Raw genomic sequence first — 18,001 nt, forward strand, 5'->3', positions numbered from 1 at the left:
CCATCGCAACAGCGATGGTTTTTTTAAATAAAAGGAGCATGCTGTATGAGTGAAAAACAACAAAATGTATATGATCTTTCATTTTTTATGCCTGGACAAACAATAGAAGCTGAAGAAATAAAAGTTGCAATTTCAAAACGTTTTGTAGATAAAAAAGGGAATGTCATTCCATTTATATTAAAGCCTATTACAACTGAACGGATTGATGAGCTGGAGAAAGAAAATACGACTTTTAAAAATGTGAAAGGCAGAGGCCGAATTAAAGATTTAGACTCTCAGCGTTTCTATGCACGAATCGCTATTGAATCCACAATTTATCCTGATTTTCGTTCTAAGGAACTGCGTGAAGCGTATAAAACAGCAGACCCGGTTGAGGTGGCTAAACGTGTACTCTCTGTCGGCGGTGAGTATGCAAATTGGCTGAATAAAGCGATTGAGATCAATGGTTTTGAAGATGATCTTGAAGATCTGGAAGAAGAAGCAAAAAACTAATTAAGGATGGTAATAAAGAAGCCGTGTATCTTTATTACGCGATGCACGAGCTTCATTATTCACCGTCCCAGATTTTAGAATTATATGAGGCGGAGAAACCTTTTAAGGCTCTCTTATACGGGCTGATCAATTATAAACTGGAGCTGCTTGAAAAAGAATCGAAGAAAGGGGGGGGCATAAATTGGCAAAGCTGACTGCACGTTTTGATTTAGAGGACAAGGTATCCAAAAAACTGAAAAGGATACATAAAGGCTTTAAAGAGGTTGAGAAAAAAGCGAAGACAATTAATCGACAGATTAAAATCAGTATTAGAGCTGAAGATCAAGTTTTCTACAAACTGAGAAAAATCAATGATTATATTATTCTGAAATTCGCAAAATCCCTTCAGATTAAAGTGGCTATTGTTGACCAAGCTACCGGCAGACTGGAAGCTTTAGAAAAAAAAATGAAGCTTCTCCCCAAAAAAATGAATATTTCTGTTTCTTTAACCGAACATGTGACACCTGTTTATAAAAAACTGAAAAAAATGTTATCAAATCATGCATTTTCCTTTCTTCTAACAGCTGATGATCAAATTACATTGAAAGTCAAAAAAATAATAGGCTATATTAAGCGGAATCTAAAAAAGGGCTACATTGTAAAATTAAAAGTGATTGACGAGATCACAAAAACCGTCAATCGGTTAACATCTGTTCTCAGGCAATTTGAAAAGACCTACTATGTCAAACTGGAAGTAAAGGATAAGGTTACTGACAAAGTCAAGAACCAAGGAAGTCCTCTTGAATATAAGGAAGATAAGCCTAAAAAAGGTGAAAGTGAGAATTCCAAAAAACCTTCAGAAAATGAGTCTGACAAAAAGCCTGGATGGGCTGGTAAAATAAAAGGCTGGCTTAAAGACTGGTGGACAAAATCAGCATGGCCTTGGATAAAAGATACACTTAAAGAAATCGGAAAGGCGTTTGTGGATCGATTTAAGGAAAGGCTGATGGAAAAGCTGAAGGATGACGTTTTTGATAAAATCATTGACAAAATCCTTGGTCCTCAAAAAAAGAAAGATTCTGAAGGCAAAGAGGAAACAGAAAGCAAAATTAAAAACCGTAATACAGGAGGGTGCTGTTGCGATTGCGGAGGAAGCAGCGTGCCGGGAAGAAATAGAAATAAAAATCCCCGTAAAAAAAGAAAAGGCCCAGGTACAAGGAAAACGCCTGGAAAGGCCCCTTCAAGAACAATTAGAGTGCCTAGTAAAGTTATAAAGAATCGTCAGGAGAAATCTTCAGGGAACAAAACGGCTGGTTCAAAGATGAAAAAATGGTTCGGTGATTTAACCTCAGCAGGTGAAGAATCCTCCAAATTAGGAAAAGCACTAAAAGGTCTGGGGAAATTCCGTAAAGCAATTCCTTATGTGGGGAATTTGTTATCTTTATTTGATCTTCAAGGTACAAATAAAGATAATGTCGGAGAAAAAGTTGGCACAGTCGGAGGGCGTATTGCCGGTATGGAAGCGGGAGGTATTGCCGGCGCCGAAGCTGGTGCGGCAATCGGCAGTTTCGCAGGGCCTGCAGGCACTGTAATAGGCGGAGCTGCAGGCGGTTTGGCAGGTGGAGCCATAGGTGCATACGGCGGTGAAGAAGCTGGTAAATCAATTGGTAAGATGTTTGATACTTCCAAGTTAAAAGAAGATATATCCAAAACGCTGTTTAATGGGAGCTGGTGGAACGAGAAATGGACCGGAGTAAAAACATCTGCAGGCAATACATTAGGCGGTCTTGGGGATACTTGGGACAATATTAAGAGTACTGCATCTACGTCATTTTTTAATAATTCGAATTGGTGGGCAGAAAAAGCGGGTTATGCATATGGTGCTATGGAATCTACTCTTTTTAACAGTGATTGGTGGAAAGGAAAATGGGAAGGAGTAAAAGGCTGGACATCCGAAAAATGGGAAGAAGCCTCTTCTATATGGAATGACGTACAATCAAACGTAAAGAAAACGGTCTTTAATAAAGATTGGTGGAATGGGAAATGGAAAAACGTACAAAGCTGGGGTAAAGATACTTGGGAAAATAGCCAGGAATTGTGGAATAAATTTCAAAGTAAAATCAAGGAAACTTTATTTAGCAAAGATTGGTGGTCTGAAAAATGGAATTCGGTTAAACAATGGGGCGAAAATATACTAGGAGATTCAATGGATGCTATTAAAAGTGCTGGCGGGAAAGTGGTTAGCACTGCTAAAAATATAGGCGGTAAGGTAAAAGAAACTGCAGGGAATATTGGGAATGGTGTGAAAGACTGGTTTTCTGGAGTATCTTCAAGTTTTCAGAAAGGGAAAAATAAAGCTTACAATGACTTTCATTATGACAAAAATGCCACGGGCGGCTACATTACAAAGCCGACCATTTCCTGGATCGGTGAAGCCGGTAAAGAATTTGTCATTCCCGTTGACAACAATCGCGGACGCGGAAAGATGCTGCTTTCACAAGCTGCGTCTAAGCTCGGCATGCGTGTTGTCGATGATATGGGCGCGGCTTCGGCTCAGTCTTCTGCTGTTCCGGCGGGAGCGGGCGGTGTTTCTTCTTCTGCATCTGTATCGGCCGCAGCGTCTGTAGAGGCATCCGGACTTAGCGGGACGGCTTCATCACTCGGCAAACAGTTTACTGAAGGCTTTGACAGCGGAATCAGCAAAAAAGCGGTGGATATGGACGGCTGGAAGGAAAAAAACATCGGAACGCCGTTCAATGCCCTCATTTCGTCTTCATCCGGTTACGGAAAGCAAGTCGTTGCGGGCTATGCCAAAGGTCAGAATACTTCGCCGACGGGCACCGATTCATTTTTAAAAACAAAGGTGAAAACACCTTATCAATCGGCGGTTAATCAATCGTCATCATGGGGCGCCGCAACGGTGAGAGGATATTCGGCCGGACAGAATGCAAAAGATACGGGAACGTCGCAATACGTAAGCACACATATCAATAAACCGTTTGTGCAATCAAGAGATTCCGCGAACGGCTGGGGGTCAGGCCTGATCGGACACTTCGTATCAGGGATGACTGCAAAAGGAAGCGAAGTCAAACAGGCGGCCAAAGATATGGCCAAAAAAGTCGAGGACGCATTCAGGGAAGAGCTTGATATTCACTCTCCTTCCCGTGTCATGATGAGTCTCGGGCGCTTTGCTTCAGTCGGCGTCGTCAAAGGGCTTGGCTCAGTTGACGTGAAAAAATACGCCGAAAAACAGGCAGGTTCGCTTGCAGCAGCCTTTTCCGGCATGGGTGCAGCGGGAGGAAGCGTCAAAGAGTGGCTTTTGGCCGCAATGAAAGCAACCAATACGCCGATCAGCTGGCTTCCGGGATTAATGGCGATCGCACAGCATGAGTCAGGCGGCAACCCTAATTCCATTAATCTATGGGACAGCAACGCCAAAGCCGGACACCCGTCACAGGGGCTTATGCAGACGATTCCGAGCACCTTTGAAGATCACAAAGCGCCGGGCATGAATGATATCAGAAATCCAATTCACAACGCCGCTGCCGCTATCGGCTATATTAAAAGCCGATACGGCTCGATCAGCAATGTCCCCGGGATTAAAAGTATGGCTCATGGAGGCCCTTACGTCGGTTATGCCAATGGGGGTCTGATTACCAAGGAGCAGATCGCCCGTGTCGGCGAAGGGAACAAACGGGAGTGGATCATCCCTGAAGAGCGGGGCATCCGCGGCCGTTATCTGCTGCAACAAGCCGCTCAAGCGCTCGGCATGGAAGTGTCCGATCCGTCCCAGACGGAACCGGCGGCGCTTTCAGCCGGCACGGTTTCCGCAGCCGTTAAAGGCGGCGGACAAACCGTTCAAAAAACGGGAACAAAAGAAATTAAAATCGAATTCAGCGGCGATCAGCATTTCCATAACGGACAGGACGCCGACAGCCTCGCCGCCAAAATCAAACAGGCGCTGATTGATGAATTGCAAAAAGACATTTATACCGGAGCAAAGGGGGCTGTTGCTTTTGACTAAATCTGTTTACGAATTTTGGCTGTCTCTGGGGAAGGACAAGCTCCGGCTTCCCGTTCTTCCTGAAGCGATTGATATCGCAAACAGCGTGCAGAATGATTCCGTGAAAGTCACCGGACTTGGAGAGGTGACGTTTATCGAAGAACCGGGAGCGAAAGAAATTTCGTTCTCTTCTTTTTTTCCGAAACGGTACAGCCCGATTGCCGAATATCAAAGCATCCCTTCGCCGGAAAAAGCCATTTCAGCCATTGAAGCATGGATGAAAGCGAAAAAACCCGTTCAGTTTTTGATTACAGGAACAAAAATCAATGTCACATGCAGCATTGAAAGCTTTAATTACAGCGAAGGTGACAATGAAATCGGCGACCGGAATTTTGATATCGTACTGAAAGAATATAAAACCGCTTCGCCAAGAAAAATCAAACAAAAGAAAAAAACGAAAGCGAAGCGCCCGTCCAAAGCCTCACCCAAAACATATACCGTCAAAAAAGGGGATACGCTTTGGGACATCGCCGGCAAATTTTACGGAAACCATACGGAGTGGCGGAAAATCTGGAACGCGAATAAAACCGCCATGATTAAGCGCAGCAAACGGAATATCCGGCAGCCGGGGCATTGGATCTTCCCGGGGCAGAAGCTGAAGATACCGCAATGAAACGGGTGAAAAGATGATTGAACTATTTGTCATAAAAGAAACGGAGTGGCTCGAGCTTGTCACAGAAAGCGTCACGCTGGAAGGACACAGATATCAGGCGCCCCGCTCCATCGAAGCGACGATTGTCGTAAAGCAGGGCAGCCAGACGTATTACGGTGTATCAGAGGGGGATACGGTTTTGTTCAAATGGAACGGAAAAGAGCTGTTCCGCGGCGTTGTTTTTGCAAGAACGCCCGATGAGCATACCGTCGCCTTCACCGCATACGATATGCTTCAATACCTTGTGAAAAACCAGGACGTTTACGTGTTTTCCAACAAGCGCGCCGATCAAATATTGAAAAGGATCGCCAGCGATTTTCAAATTCCCGTCACATCCATTGCCAACACAGGCCATACCATTAAATCACTCGTTTTTAAAAATGATACAAGCCTTTACGATATGATGCTAAAAGCGTTAAAGCAGACAAAAAGCCAGACGGGGCGCAATTATCAGCTCTATTCAGAAAAAGGCAGGCTCGGCTTGCGTGAATGGCCGGAGCCGTCTGACATATGGGTGCTGGAAACAGGAGTTAATATCACAGGGTATCAATACAGCACCTCAATTGATGACACCGCAACCCGTGTCGTCATGCGGCTGCAAAAAGACGATAAAACCGTGAAGGCTGCCGTCTCAGACAGCGCGGGCATGAAAACATTCGGCGTTTTGCAGTATACCGAAACGGTTTCTGACGACATTAATGAAGCCCAGCTGAAACAGCGCGCAAAAGTGAAGCAGGCTGAGAAAAAAGGCGTTAAGAAAGAGCTGAAAAATATACAGGCGATCGGTATTCCTGGGTTGGAAAGCGGATTGCCTGTCTATATCTCAATTCCGGAAATCGGGCTGAAGAAAACCTATTATGTAGATACGGACCGCCATGAATTCCAAGGAACAAAACATACCATGACGATTGACGTCACGGAGAAAAATTCACTTCCGGAGGGGACATCCTGATGAGATTAAGTGATGCCATTAAACATTTAGCCGTCGGAGCGGTTGACGCCGAAGCGCCGGTGGAGCTGATGCCGGCCGAAGTGACCTCCGTTTCGCCGCTCGAGCTGAAACTGAAAGATCACGACAAACTTTTGATTCCGTCTGATGCACTCATTGTGCCGAAGCGGCTGAGATCCGGGGGAGAGGATCCGCTTCAGACGGGAGATCGGGTGATGACCGGCGCTTTAACAGGAGGACAGTCTTTCTTTGTACTAGACAAAATTTAACCGTCATCCGGACGGAGATGTACGAGAATATCAGCCTATTAAAGCCGCTTCATCATCCGAAGAGGGCTTTTTTACATGATCAAATCAAAAAGGAGCGGGTGCAATGGCCCTGACACCGGAAATCGAATTTGAAGATTTGGAGGATGCGAGTGAGGCTGTTGAGACTTCACAAACCTACCGAATTGATTTTGAAAACAACCGGATTACCAATGAACTGATAAACGGACTGGACGCAATCAGACAATTCGTCTATATCGCTCTTCACACAGAACGGTATTCATATTCGGTTTTCAGCCATGATATCGGAAACGAACTTCAGGAAGTACTTTCAGATCAGAACACGACGGATGCTTATAAAAAAATGGAGATTCCAAGACTGATAGAAGAAGCCTTGCTGTATGATGACCGTATTTTGGCCGTTACCAATTTTGAGATTGAGAAAAAAGATGATGCCTTCACCGTCTCTTTTACCGTTGAAACTGATGAGGGCATGCTTGAGATAGAGGAGGTGCTGGGTGAGGATGTTTGAAGCTCAGACGTTTGACGACATTATGGACAGAATGCTGGCGCGCATTACGGCAGATATTGATACGAGAGAAGGCAGCGTCATTTACAATGCGCTCGCGCCTGCGGCTGCTGAGCTCGCAAAGTCTTATATTTGGCTTGATACCGTGCTGGAGCTCGTGTTTTCTGATACGGCTCAGGGAGAATTTCTGGACAGGCGGGCTGCTGAAGCGGGAATTGAACGAACACCTGCCACAAAAGCGGTCAGAGCCGGAGAATTCACAGCGGGCATCACCATTCCGCCAGGCTCCCGTTTCTTCGTTGATAACCTGTATTTTCAATATACGGGGGGTGGAACGCTTGAATGTGAAACAGCCGGTGAAGCGGGCAATGCCGGCATTTCAGGGCAGAACCTGCTGCCGCTTGATACGATACCCGGGCTTGAGAAAGCAGTCGTGCGCGATATATTAATTCCCGGCCGTGAGGAAGAAGATGACAACAGCTTAAGGGCGCGCTATTTTACCCGTGTCCGCCGGGAGGCAGTCAGCGCAAATAAACAGCATTATAAACAATGGGCCGAAGAGGTTGACGGCGTCGGCAGGGCGAAAATCTTTCCGCTTTGGAACGGAGCCGGAACAGTGAAGGTTGTCATCACAAATGCGAATTTGGAACCGGCATCAGATATTCTGATCAAGAAAGTAAAGGATTATATTGATCCGGACGAAGGGCAGGGAGAAGGACAGGCGCCGATCGGAGCGGCAGTAACGGTGGAAAGCGCCGTATGGAAGGAAATCGAAATCTCCGCTTCCGTGCTGCCTGAGCTGAACAGCTCGATCGATGACGTGAAAGCGGAGATTGAAAAAGGCGTCCTGAATTTATTTAAGAAAATGGCCTTCGAAGAAAACACCGTCCGTTTATCACAAATAAACAACATCGTTTATAACTCGGCATCCGTCAGTGACTACGCCGATATCAAAATGAACGGTGCGGCGGAAAACCTCGTGCTCAGTGACGTGGAAATTCCTAAACTCAAAGAGGTGACAATCCTTGAGCAGACTCGATGAGATGACGGCGTACCTCCCGCCGTTTTTAACCCGATTAAAGGAGATGGCACAACTGCTTGAGGCGGAAGCTCCTGAGTTTGAGCGGCAGAATAACGATATTTTCGATTTGACAGATCAGCTCTTTATCACGACGGCGACGTGGGGGCTTGACCGCTGGGAAAAAATATTAAAAATACCGCGGGAATCAGGTGACACGGAGGATATGAGACGGCTCAGGCTGATTTCAAAGATGTCGAATATTCCGCCCATCACACATCAAGCGATCGAGCAGGCGCTAAACCGTTTTTTAAAACATCCGTCAGCTTACGTTCGGATGTTTCCGAGGCAGTATCGTTTTTATGCCGATATCGGGCTTGATGACCTGCAGCACATGAACGAGCTGATTGAAACGCTTGAAAAAATCAAACCCGCTCATTTGGCGTATACACTGAGAGCCGCATTAAACGAAACACTGGAAATCAAAGACCGGGTCATTCTCAACAATCGGAGATACCGAAAAGTCAGTGAACTGAAGGTCGGTTATTCCGTCACACTCAACAATAACGAGGTGGTCTTACCATGATATCAGCCGCTTACAGACAGCGTGCCGCAGCCGATCTGAAAAACAGGATCACAAAAGTGCTGTTAAACGGAAAAGAAACTCCGATTGCGGACATTTCCGTAAAAGATGCCGCAGTCACCGTTCTCACACGCAGGGAAGAAGACGTCAAACACATTGAAACCGTGCAGATGCTTGACGAAACAGGAAGCGTCATCACAGAACGAAAAACAAATTTAGATCTCAGCAACAACAGAACGCTTGATTTAAGATTTACCTTTGAGGTGGTGTAACGATGGCTTACGAAGAAAAAACAGACTGGCTTCCAGACGATCCGATTAACGAAGATGACGTCAACCGCTGGGAAAAAGGCATAAAAGACGCCCACACGGATCTGGCGGCCCATAAAAACGACATGAACAACCCGCACAAAACGACAAAGGCGCAAATCGGTCTCGGAAACGTAGACAATGTCCAACAGGCAGCAAAGAAAGATTTTGATCAGCACAATCAAGATCTGGACCGGCATGTGACGAAGGAAGAGCGCCAGAAGTGGAATAACGGGCAATTGTCTAAAATGACAAAAGATAATGGCTCAGCTTTTATTGATATCTCTGACGGACAGGATTTTCATCAGACCGCTGCCAGCCAGAATAAGACCTTTACTTTCTCAGCAGCTGCAACTGGAATAAATACCCCGCCTAAACCGTCAGAGGGTATATACCTTTATTCTTCAAAGAATAACGGAGAGGCGGCCGCTTTCTCAGATGACGGGGGATTTTGGAGAAAAACGCTGAAAAACGGCATCTGGACGGAATGGATGCCATTTGAAACAGCTGCCGGAGCACAAGCAAAAGTAAATGAGCATGCCGACAAAACAGATCTTCATGTAACCAAGTCTGACAAAGACAAATGGAATGCAGGGCAGTTATTCAATCTGACTGACAATGACGGGAATGCTAAAACGGTAACGGAAACAAACTTAGACAATATAAAAACGTCCGGTATCTACTATATATCAGTTCAGCATACGGAAAATAAGCCTGCGGAATACGGACAATTAATTGTAATGCAAAGAACCCGCGGAGCATCACCGACTTTTGTCCAAATGTTTATAGACACAGTGACCGCCGGAAATCCCATATACGTCCGAAGTTTCAGCACTAAAGGCGTATGGTCGGAATGGAGCCAAAGAGAAACAGATGCCGGCTCTCAAGCAAAAGTAGACGCTCACGCCAATAAAAAAGACATCCATGTCACACAGGCGGATAAAAATATGTGGAACGGCGCACAGCTTTCGAAAATAACAAACGATAACGGCGGCTATCTTCTTACAATTGGTGATGATGATAACTTTCTTGAAAAAATCGTTAAAAACGGCAGGGCGTTCGGCACCTTTTATTCAACCGGCAAAGCGGCAAACAGTCCGAGCAACGCTTCGACCCGCGGCATGTTTCATTTTACCTCTCTTGACAGTGAGGGAAAGGGAACGTTTGGGTATGTCATTGCCGTTGATTATAAAAATAATATGTTCACGAACTATTTGGATTTGAACTTGGGCTGGCAGGGCTGGCGGCGCCTCGTTACTGAACTTGATACTGAGAATGTACCTTGGATAAATGTTCCTTATAAAAATGGCGCTAAATCAGGAGACAGGCCGCTTCAATACCGCAAAGTGGGAAACACCCTTCACCTGAACGGACACGTTCTTACGGACAGAGAAGTGGTATTCGGGAGTGTGCCATCCTCTTGTGCGCCGGCCAAAGGCGTTGTGACGATGGTTGCAGCCAGCGGCACCACCGGTTACAGCAAATTTATTATTTATTCTAATGGAGATATGAAGCTGACGGGAATTATGGCCAATATAGAAAATAACGTGAACGGCTATTATATTGATCTTGTTTTGGCACTCACGTAAAGGAGCGAGAATATGAAATTAATATTTCCGTATGACAATGACAACATTTATACAGGCACTCCGATTGAGCTTTATCCGGATTCTGAGACAGGAGATTATATGATGCCGCCTAACGCTGCGGACTTTCCGCCGGAAATAAACGGCGAAGGCATGTGGCGTCCGTTTTTTGATGAAGAAAAACAAGAATGGGTGGAAACGGCTGACGAAGCATATAAAGACAGCTTAAAAAAAGATACAGCTCCCCATTCAAACCAGCTTGCAGGCCTCGGCGGACAGCTGGCGAATGAGAAATTGGCCAGAAAAGCGGCCGAACAAGCGCAGCAGTCACTCGGCAGGCAATTAGCGTCTTTAAAATTAGAATTATTAAACGTAAAAGGAGAATGAAAAAATGAAAAAACTTAACTTTTGGGTTTACGCTTTGTTTTATAAGTGGGCCTCAATAGAAATGGTAAAACAAGCTATGGGCTATGATGACTGCTCTGCCGAAGATCTGGCTGAAGGTGTGGCCGCGAAGTATATCACGCCTGAGGAATTTCAAGAAATAACGGGTGAAACATACGAAAATTACAAAAATGCTGTGTCATAAGCCAAACGGCTTTTTTTATTTGTCATTTTTAATAAATGAGAAAAGGAGGACGGCCGATGAAAAAGCATTCATTTGAATTTCCCGCCGATCAACTTGGCAGACCCGGCGCCGTAAAAGCTTATCGCGGTAACAAAAACGATTATGTCACACCTGTTGCTGATTTGTCCGGAATGGCAGAGCTTCTTACCAATACGCCGCTAGAAGCGATTGAAGTATACAGCCAATTCGGACAAGACCGTTTAGGAGCCGTCTTAATAGACAGAGTACAGGGGTGGGCTTATTCGGACCGCAGCGGAACTCTTTTTATCGAAGAGAGTGAGGATAACAATTCGTGGACGGCTTCACATTCTGTCGCAGTCAAAGGCGGAGTGCTGACCGCTTCGGGGTGGGTCTTCCTGACAAAACGATATTACCGGTTCCGTTTTGAAAACGGAAATCAAAAACAGTCCGAATTTGTTTTATACCAATCTGTCGGTACGGGCGGTGATATGGCGTTTTCATATACAGACGTGATTTTTCATGAAAATGCAGCAGAGGCGGGCGAGGGAAGCATCTTCTCGGCGGGCGCTTGGAAAAAACTTCTCGTCGAAATCACCGGCACGGCTGAGTCGGGCCATGTCGCGTTTTGGGGGAGATCCATCTCGGGAAAAAATGTGCCGATCAGAGGAATCAGGTCTGATGACGGGACATCAGCCGCCGGTACGTCAGGCACAGAAGAAGTGTGGTCATTTGATATTGCCGGCTTTAAGGAAATCGTCATGGAAATCCAGAGCATTTCCGGCGGGAGCCTTTCTGTCAAAGGCACGGCATTTTCGTAAGAATGAAGCTTCCGAAGGGAGGTGAGAACAATGTAAGAGGGGGGAGCGGAAGTGCTTCTGGATGAACAAGCGGTGCAAAAAGAATTCGCAGGCATCAAAGGTGAACAAAAGGTGCTTGAACAGCGGGTAGCCGCATTAGAGCGGGTATCCGACCGGCAGGATCAGCAAATCATGACGCTGAATGAAAAACTGAACAAAATTGACGAAAACACAACATGGATTAAGCGGACCATTACAGGAGCGATCGTGACAGCAATCTGCACGGGCGTCATTGGCGGAGCCATCGCCATCATGTACAATCTGCTGCAAAAGTAAGGGGGAAACCGATATGAAATTCGCGGACAAAGGCACGGTCGTCAGGACGGTGCTTCTTTTGCTTGCTTTATTGAATCAAACTTTGCTGATGTTCGGCAAATCGCCGCTGAATATTCAGGAGGACCAGGTCAGCCAGCTTGCAGATACGCTGTATGCCGCCGGGTCGGCCGTTTTTACAATCATAACGACTGCCGCCGCCTGGTTTAAAAACAATTACGTTACAGCAAAAGGGAAAAAACAGCAGGCTTTATTAAAAATAAACAATTTATCGAAATAGGAGAGATGAGAATATGGTAAAAATCACACAGGATTTTATCCCGGCAGGAAACAATAACCGTCCAGGCTATGCAATGACACCGATTTACATTACGGTGCACAATACAGCCAATACCGCAGTCGGAGCTAACGCCAAAAGTCACGCAAGCTATGTGAAAAATCCCGATACACCGACAAGCTGGCATTTCACAGTCGATGATACGGAAATTTATCAGCATCTTCCGCTGAACGAAAACGGCTGGCATGCCGGTGACGGAAACGGGGACGGCAACCGTAAATCCATTGGTATTGAAATTTGTGAAAACGCAGACGGCAACTTTTCACAGGCCGTGGCAAACGCCCAATGGCTCATCCGCACATTAATGACCTCGCACGGCATCCCGCTTGCAAATGTCGTTGCGCACAAGCATTGGTCAGGAAAGCTTTGTCCGAGAAGACTGTTGGATACATGGGATGAGTTTAAAGCGGGAATCGGTTCTGGGGAAAGACAGACGTATACCGTCCAAAAAGGAGATACGCTGTCGGCGATCGCGCGGAAATTCGGCGTCAGCGTGGCCGATCTGCAGAAATGGAATAACATCGCTGACCCGAACCTGATTAAAGTCGGACAAGTACTGATCGTCAGCCCGCCGGTTGAAGCACTGTATTCTCTTCCGGACGAGGTGATTCAGCTGACAGAGCCGTACACGTCCGGCGAAAAGGTATACCAGGTGCAAAACGCGCTCGCCGCGCTTTATTTCTATCCTGAAAAAGGAGCTGTCAATAACGGAATTGACGGTATCTACGGTCCGAAAACCGCAGATGCCGTGGCCCGCTTCCAATCTGTAAACGGACTGACGTCTGACGGCGTCTACGGTCCCGCTGTAAAAGCGAAAATTCTGATGCAGCTTTAACAAAAAAGCTGAGTCCCGTTCACATTGCGGGATTCAGCCTTTTTTCTTTTTTAACCGGTTCAATAGCCTGAGATTCCTCGCCCGCATCCTCAGCGAATAAGCGGAAAGCCCGAAGCGTCCGTAATCCACAAACTTTACGCGCCTGACAATTTTCTTCACATCATCACCTGTCGCATCTCTTTGTTGGTTTTATTATATGAAAGATAAGGAAAAAAGGAATAAGGACAAGAGCCGTGTCTCCTGTCCTTAGTGTAATCAAGCTTTTTTTTGTTTATACTTGTCAATCAGCCGCTCGTTTTCTTTGAAAATTCTGGCGGTATGAGGGCTGACCTGGTAACTTGCGATACTTGTCATTGAACGTTTTTTAAACATTTTGAACGGTTTCGCTCTTTGTTCCGGCTGCCCGTTTTGAAATGCCTGCTCCATTTAACCGTCACCTTCCTCTTCTATTGGCAGCATTAAATCATAAATGCTCGTTAGCGATGTGAAAAGCAAATAATCGAATTCCGTCAACAGGTTTTCCGACGTGAGTTTGATCACGTAATGGCGGTTCTGGACTGTAAACGGAATAAGCACAAGCCTGCCTTTTTGATCATAGTAGACGTCTTTACGGTTAAGACGGGACTGAACGTCCGCCGCATCAGGCATATGCTCCGTCAAGCGGTCCTTATCCGATTGTGCGGAATAGTCGCACAAGGAAGCCGTGACATTCATTTTTTCGGCATAAGCGGCCAGCAATCTGCTGATGCCTTCCGCATAAGCTTCTGTACTTCCATAATATACATGGATCGGTTCATTTTTCAACAGATATTGATAGGTTTTCAGTTTTTCAAGATAGGAGTGAAGCATCTCGTTATTTTCTTCTAAAATTTCCCGCGTATCCGTCTCTAATTCATTGCCGGCGAGCTTTTTGATATACGCGCTCAAAAAGATAAACGCATCAATAAGGGCAAAGCAGACGGCAACAATCAAATATTGTCTCCATGCGGCAAAGAGCGATTCGGGATCATATGTCCAATAGACCATGGAGCCCAGTACAAATAGTAAATACCACGTTTTACGGATGGCAAACATTTTTTCTTTTACCTTTGCCTCATACCGCCAGGATGCGTACACATATAAAATGAGTGCGGCCGCCATCGTCCACACCATGATCTGAAAAAACAAAAGCATGAGCATCCCTCACAATTTGAAAAATGGTCTGCTATGTTCATTCTATGTCATGACATCATTTTCCTGTCACAAAAAAAACCGCTTCTGTAAAGAAGCGGATGTCATCAGAAAAAGAGATCTAGGATGAAAAAGGCGATGGCGCCGAGTGTACCTGCAATCGGCAGGGTGATGACCCATGTAATGAGCATCCGTTTAGCCGTTCCCCAGTTTACGCCTTTTACGCGGTGGGAAGCGCCCACACCGAGAATGGAAGACGAAATGACGTGCGTCGTGCTGACAGGGAGATGAATAAACGTGGCCCCGAAAATAATGGCTGCGCCGGTTAAGTCGGCAGATACGCCGTTTACCGGACGGATTTTCATAATTTTTCCGCCGACGGTTTTAATGATTTTCCAGCCGCCGATGGATGTGCCGAGACCCATTGCCAGGGCACAAGAGAGCTGCACCCAAAAAGGAATGGCATCACTTTTATGTAAATTGGCCGTCATAAGCGCCATCGTAATGATACCCATCGCTTTTTGCGCGTCGTTCGTTCCGTGTGTATAGGACTGAATGGCAGCCGTCAAAATCTGCACTCTGCGGAAACGTTTATTTGTTTTCGCCAAATTGCTGTCTTTAAAAATCAGCTTCACGATCGAATATACGATAAAGCCGAGAACAAAGGCGATGATCGGTGATAAAATAAGTGCTTCGAGAATCTTAATGAACCCTTTATAATTAAGCGTTGCAAAACCTGACGCTGCAATGGCCGCTCCGGCGATCGCTCCGATAATCGCATGTGAAGAGCTGCTCGGAATGCCGAAATACCATGTGATCAAGTTCCAGGCGATTGCGGCGAGTAGAGCCGCCAGAATGACAACTGACCCGTTGTCTAATGTATAAGGATTCACAATGTCCTTTGTAATGGTTTTCGCCACACCGGTAAATGTCATCGCTCCGAGAAAGTTCATGATGGCGGCCATAACGATTGCGTGCCGCGGCTTCAGCGCTTTTGTCGAAACTGAGGTGGCGATTGCGTTTGCGGTATCGTGAAATCCGTTAATGAAGTCAAATACCAAAGCGCATATGACAATTAATATCGTTAAAAGTAATAGAGTATCCATTATAACCCCTCGTTACGCGTTTTTCATAATAATGGTTTCAAGGTTATTGGCAACGCTTTGGCAAGAGTCGGCAATTTCCTCAAGCGTTTCGTAAATTTCGCGGTACTGAATCACTTTAATCGGATCGGTTTCTGTGCCGAACAGATTTTTTAATGATTTACGGTGCAGGTTATCACAGCTGTGCTCGTATTCCTTAATTTTAATGGCGTGAGGGTGAATGTCCTTCAATCGGTTTTCTGCAAGCAGTTCAATCGTGATTAAAATTTCCTTCGCGCACTCTCTGATGTATCCGCTGAACTTATCGATATGCTCATCGGAAGAAGTGATCGAGAAAATCTCCATCATTGCTGAAAAATGTTCGATTCCGTCAAGCACGTCATCGAGGCTGTTTGTCAGCTCAAGGATGTCTTCACGTTCAATGGGAGTGATAAAAGCTTTGTTCAGCTCTTTAATCATGACATGAACATGATTATCTCCTTTTGTTTCAAACTCTTTTAACGTATCGGCAAATTCCTTTAAAGTCGTCTGGTTCGTCACTTTAAAGTTGACAAAGTATTCTGCGGTTTCGTCTATGTTTTTTGCGATTTCTGTTAAAAGGAGTGAGAACTTATCTTTTTTTCTTTTTATCATTAAAAACCCTCCATTGTTTGAATGAGACAATGCACACATCAAATTATTATATAGCCTTTTGTCGAAAAAAAACAGATAAAGTCGAAAAAAACGCCTCTTGATTTTTTCGTAAAAACGTGTCTCATCCTGTTTTTCTTATGTTACCCACTTCGCCAAAAAAACGTAACATACTTCGAATTCAGACATCTTGCTTAAAAAGTATAACAAAAGATGTGAATTTGCTGTCAACTTTTGCACGTGATTTTGCCAGAAAAAAAACGGCTCCCGTAAAAGGAACCGTTTTTGTCAGTTTTTTCTGCCGTTTTTCAGCCAAAAATAAAGCGGCAGCCCGGCGAGGCCGATCAAGAGGGACAGCGCGCAGCTCAGTGTATCTGTAATGATCGTGCTGATCAGCACAAACAGTGAACCCGCGATGGCCAAAACAGGAATGATCGGATACAAAGGCACGCTGTAGGCGCGCGGTTTTCCGCCGCTTTTTTTTCTGAGGATAAACACGGCGAAAAAGGCCATGACGTAAAAAATATAAATCATGAAAATAGAGATTTCAGACAGCTTATCGGGATTGCTGGCGATCATAAAAATAATGGCCAGCGCGATCTGAAATGACACGGCAATCCACGGGGTGCGGAACGTCGGATGCACCCGCGAAATCTGTCCGGCAAACGGCAGCTGTTTCCGTTCCGCCATCGCAAATGAGACACGCGGAAAAGCGAGAATCTTTCCGTTTAAACAGCCGAAGATGCTGACGATGATTCCGACGCTGATCAATTTTCCTCCGATGTCGCCAAACAGCATTCCGGCAGCGGTGCCGGTCGCATTTTCACCGAGTTTGACGATGTCGGTCGCAGGAAGAATGTGCAGCAGCGCAAAGTTAATGAAAAGATAAATGGCGGTGACGACCAGCAGTCCGCCCGTCATCGCTCTCGGGAGCAGCTTTTCCGGATTTTTCATTTCGCCGCCGAGTGCCGCAAGCAGAATCCAGCCGTCATAAGCAAACAAGGTGGCCAGTATGGCAGCGCCGAAATTCATGTCCGACATGCTGCTTGTAACGGCTGTGAAAATATGCTGATCGCCTTTCCAAAGGCCGAACACGATCATGCAGATAATCGGAATCAATTTGCCGACAGTCGTAATTCCCTGGACGATGCCGCCATATTTCGTTCCGATAATGTTAATGATGCTTAAAAACAAAACGGCTGAAATCCCGATCAATTTAGACCAGCCGGAATCCCAATTGAACAAGTGCGCCATCAAAGAGCCGAAATACAAGCCGATTGCTCCGATAATGGCGGGGCCGTAAATGATAATTTGAACCCATCCGCACAAAAAGCCCCAAAATTCGCCGTACACTTCTTCGAGATATGTATAAAGTCCGCCCGTTTTCGGAATCTGAGTGCCAATTTCCGCAACGGTCAAGCCGCCGGCAAGCGTCAAAATGCCTCCTAACAGCCACGCGATAAGCGCAGTTTTCGCATCACCGGAGTAGGCAAGCACGGCGCCTGGTTTCATAAATACGCCGGAACCGATGATGGTGCCGATAACAAGTGAGAGGGCGATGGTAAGGCCGATCTCTTTTTTAAGTCCGTTCTCTTCAATCTGCATATCCTTTCCCTCCAGATGTAAAATCGTCATGCTGAAAAAACTATTTTCCATATTGTAAACCCTAATTGCTGAAACGCAAATAAAATAAATTTTCTGATTTTGTTGTTTTCCCTAAAAGATAAAGGTTTCTGCTTTTGAGAAGGAAAAAATACCGTTTTAAAAACGAACATTAATGGT

23 protein-coding genes are annotated in these 18,001 nt (G+C 45.6%); 17 read left to right on the forward strand and 6 right to left on the reverse strand.

From position 1 onward, the window contains the following. Positions 1 to 45: 45 nt before the first annotated feature. From JNUCC22_RS06425 to JNUCC22_RS06505, 17 genes are all read left to right on the forward strand, one after another. Positions 46 to 492, forward strand: coding sequence for a phage tail assembly chaperone (locus tag JNUCC22_RS06425; protein WP_216062217.1), 447 nt, complete (start codon positions 46 to 48; stop codon positions 490 to 492). Positions 493 to 533: 41 nt separating this feature from the next. After that, the gene (locus JNUCC22_RS06430) at positions 534 to 686 is read left to right on the forward strand and encodes a hypothetical protein (RefSeq protein ID WP_216062323.1); all 153 of its coding nucleotides are present in this window, start codon (positions 534 to 536) and stop codon (positions 684 to 686) included. Continuing rightward, positions 674 to 4,495, forward strand: coding sequence for a transglycosylase SLT domain-containing protein (locus tag JNUCC22_RS06435; RefSeq protein WP_252729730.1), 3,822 nt, complete (start codon positions 674 to 676; stop codon positions 4,493 to 4,495). Before JNUCC22_RS06430 ends, JNUCC22_RS06435 begins: the two co-directional genes overlap by 13 nt. Further along, positions 4,488 to 5,147, forward strand: a complete 660-nt coding sequence (locus JNUCC22_RS06440) for a LysM peptidoglycan-binding domain-containing protein (RefSeq protein WP_061046846.1) — start codon at positions 4,488 to 4,490, stop codon at positions 5,145 to 5,147. Before JNUCC22_RS06435 ends, JNUCC22_RS06440 begins: the two co-directional genes overlap by 8 nt. 13 nt (positions 5,148 to 5,160) lie before the next feature. Further along, entirely contained in the window at positions 5,161 to 6,138 is a 978-nt protein-coding gene (locus tag JNUCC22_RS06445; protein WP_061046845.1) for an XkdQ/YqbQ family protein, read from the forward strand. Then, on the forward strand, positions 6,138 to 6,404 hold the full coding sequence (locus JNUCC22_RS06450; protein ID WP_007407264.1) for a DUF2577 family protein: 267 nt from the start codon (positions 6,138 to 6,140) through the stop codon (positions 6,402 to 6,404). The genes JNUCC22_RS06445 and JNUCC22_RS06450 overlap by 1 nt, the downstream gene beginning before the upstream one ends. A 103-nt stretch (positions 6,405 to 6,507) precedes the next feature. Continuing rightward, positions 6,508 to 6,933 (forward strand): DUF2634 domain-containing protein, encoded by a 426-nt coding sequence (locus JNUCC22_RS06455; protein ID WP_020955689.1) that lies wholly within the window; start codon positions 6,508 to 6,510, stop codon positions 6,931 to 6,933. Continuing rightward, on the forward strand, positions 6,926 to 7,972 hold the full coding sequence (locus JNUCC22_RS06460) for a baseplate J/gp47 family protein (RefSeq protein WP_039062947.1): 1,047 nt from the start codon (positions 6,926 to 6,928) through the stop codon (positions 7,970 to 7,972). Before JNUCC22_RS06455 ends, JNUCC22_RS06460 begins: the two co-directional genes overlap by 8 nt. Next, positions 7,956 to 8,534 (forward strand): YmfQ family protein, encoded by a 579-nt coding sequence (locus JNUCC22_RS06465; protein ID WP_039062948.1) that lies wholly within the window; start codon positions 7,956 to 7,958, stop codon positions 8,532 to 8,534. The genes JNUCC22_RS06460 and JNUCC22_RS06465 overlap by 17 nt, the downstream gene beginning before the upstream one ends. Then, positions 8,531 to 8,803 carry a hypothetical protein gene (locus tag JNUCC22_RS06470; RefSeq protein WP_003154822.1) on the forward strand — a complete coding sequence of 91 codons (273 nt, stop codon included), beginning with the start codon at positions 8,531 to 8,533 and terminating at the stop codon, positions 8,801 to 8,803. Before JNUCC22_RS06465 ends, JNUCC22_RS06470 begins: the two co-directional genes overlap by 4 nt. 2 nt (positions 8,804 to 8,805) lie before the next feature. Continuing rightward, the gene (locus tag JNUCC22_RS06475) at positions 8,806 to 10,428 is read left to right on the forward strand and encodes a pyocin knob domain-containing protein (RefSeq protein ID WP_061046843.1); all 1,623 of its coding nucleotides are present in this window, start codon (positions 8,806 to 8,808) and stop codon (positions 10,426 to 10,428) included. Positions 10,429 to 10,440: 12 nt separating this feature from the next. Next, entirely contained in the window at positions 10,441 to 10,812 is a 372-nt protein-coding gene (locus JNUCC22_RS06480; protein ID WP_039062950.1) for an XkdW family protein, read from the forward strand. A 4-nt stretch (positions 10,813 to 10,816) separates the two neighbouring features. Beyond that, positions 10,817 to 11,014 carry an XkdX family protein gene (locus tag JNUCC22_RS06485; protein WP_039062951.1) on the forward strand — a complete coding sequence of 66 codons (198 nt, stop codon included), beginning with the start codon at positions 10,817 to 10,819 and terminating at the stop codon, positions 11,012 to 11,014. 56 nt (positions 11,015 to 11,070) lie between these two features. Beyond that, entirely contained in the window at positions 11,071 to 11,832 is a 762-nt protein-coding gene (locus JNUCC22_RS06490; RefSeq protein ID WP_160222996.1) for a phage portal protein, read from the forward strand. Positions 11,833 to 11,883: 51 nt separating this feature from the next. Beyond that, positions 11,884 to 12,147, forward strand: coding sequence for a hemolysin XhlA family protein (locus tag JNUCC22_RS06495; RefSeq protein ID WP_003154815.1), 264 nt, complete (start codon positions 11,884 to 11,886; stop codon positions 12,145 to 12,147). Positions 12,148 to 12,160: 13 nt separating this feature from the next. Beyond that, positions 12,161 to 12,424, forward strand: coding sequence for a phage holin (locus tag JNUCC22_RS06500; protein ID WP_003154813.1), 264 nt, complete (start codon positions 12,161 to 12,163; stop codon positions 12,422 to 12,424). Between the two features lie 13 nt (positions 12,425 to 12,437). Then, on the forward strand, positions 12,438 to 13,316 hold the full coding sequence (locus JNUCC22_RS06505) for an N-acetylmuramoyl-L-alanine amidase (protein WP_007407257.1): 879 nt from the start codon (positions 12,438 to 12,440) through the stop codon (positions 13,314 to 13,316). Between the two features lie 33 nt (positions 13,317 to 13,349). On the opposite strand, the gene JNUCC22_RS19695 is transcribed toward JNUCC22_RS06505, so the two are convergent. The 6 genes from JNUCC22_RS19695 to JNUCC22_RS06530 all read right to left on the reverse strand — a co-directional run bounded on the left by JNUCC22_RS19695 (position 13,350) and on the right by JNUCC22_RS06530 (position 17,824). Beyond that, positions 13,350 to 13,475: a hypothetical protein gene (locus JNUCC22_RS19695; protein ID WP_023356844.1), complete on the reverse strand. Its 126-nt coding sequence runs from the start codon at positions 13,473 to 13,475 to the stop codon at positions 13,350 to 13,352. Between the two features lie 96 nt (positions 13,476 to 13,571). Beyond that, a complete protein-coding gene (locus tag JNUCC22_RS06510) occupies positions 13,572 to 13,742 on the reverse strand; it encodes a type II toxin-antitoxin system SpoIISB family antitoxin (protein ID WP_003154807.1) in 171 nt (56 codons plus the stop codon). Continuing rightward, positions 13,743 to 14,489 carry a type II toxin-antitoxin system SpoIISA family toxin gene (locus JNUCC22_RS06515; RefSeq protein WP_007407256.1) on the reverse strand — a complete coding sequence of 249 codons (747 nt, stop codon included), beginning with the start codon at positions 14,487 to 14,489 and terminating at the stop codon, positions 13,743 to 13,745. Between the two features lie 104 nt (positions 14,490 to 14,593). Next, positions 14,594 to 15,592: an inorganic phosphate transporter gene (locus JNUCC22_RS06520; protein ID WP_020955696.1), complete on the reverse strand. Its 999-nt coding sequence runs from the start codon at positions 15,590 to 15,592 to the stop codon at positions 14,594 to 14,596. Between the two features lie 12 nt (positions 15,593 to 15,604). Continuing rightward, entirely contained in the window at positions 15,605 to 16,222 is a 618-nt protein-coding gene (locus tag JNUCC22_RS06525) for a DUF47 domain-containing protein (protein WP_003154804.1), read from the reverse strand. A gap of 285 nt (positions 16,223 to 16,507) precedes the next feature. Then, entirely contained in the window at positions 16,508 to 17,824 is a 1,317-nt protein-coding gene (locus JNUCC22_RS06530) for an APC family permease (protein ID WP_007610842.1), read from the reverse strand. Between the last annotated feature and the right edge of the window lie 177 nt (positions 17,825 to 18,001).

Source organism: Bacillus sp. JNUCC-22, assembly GCF_018861275.1.
Taxonomy (GTDB): Bacteria; Bacillota; Bacilli; order Bacillales; family Bacillaceae; genus Bacillus; species Bacillus velezensis.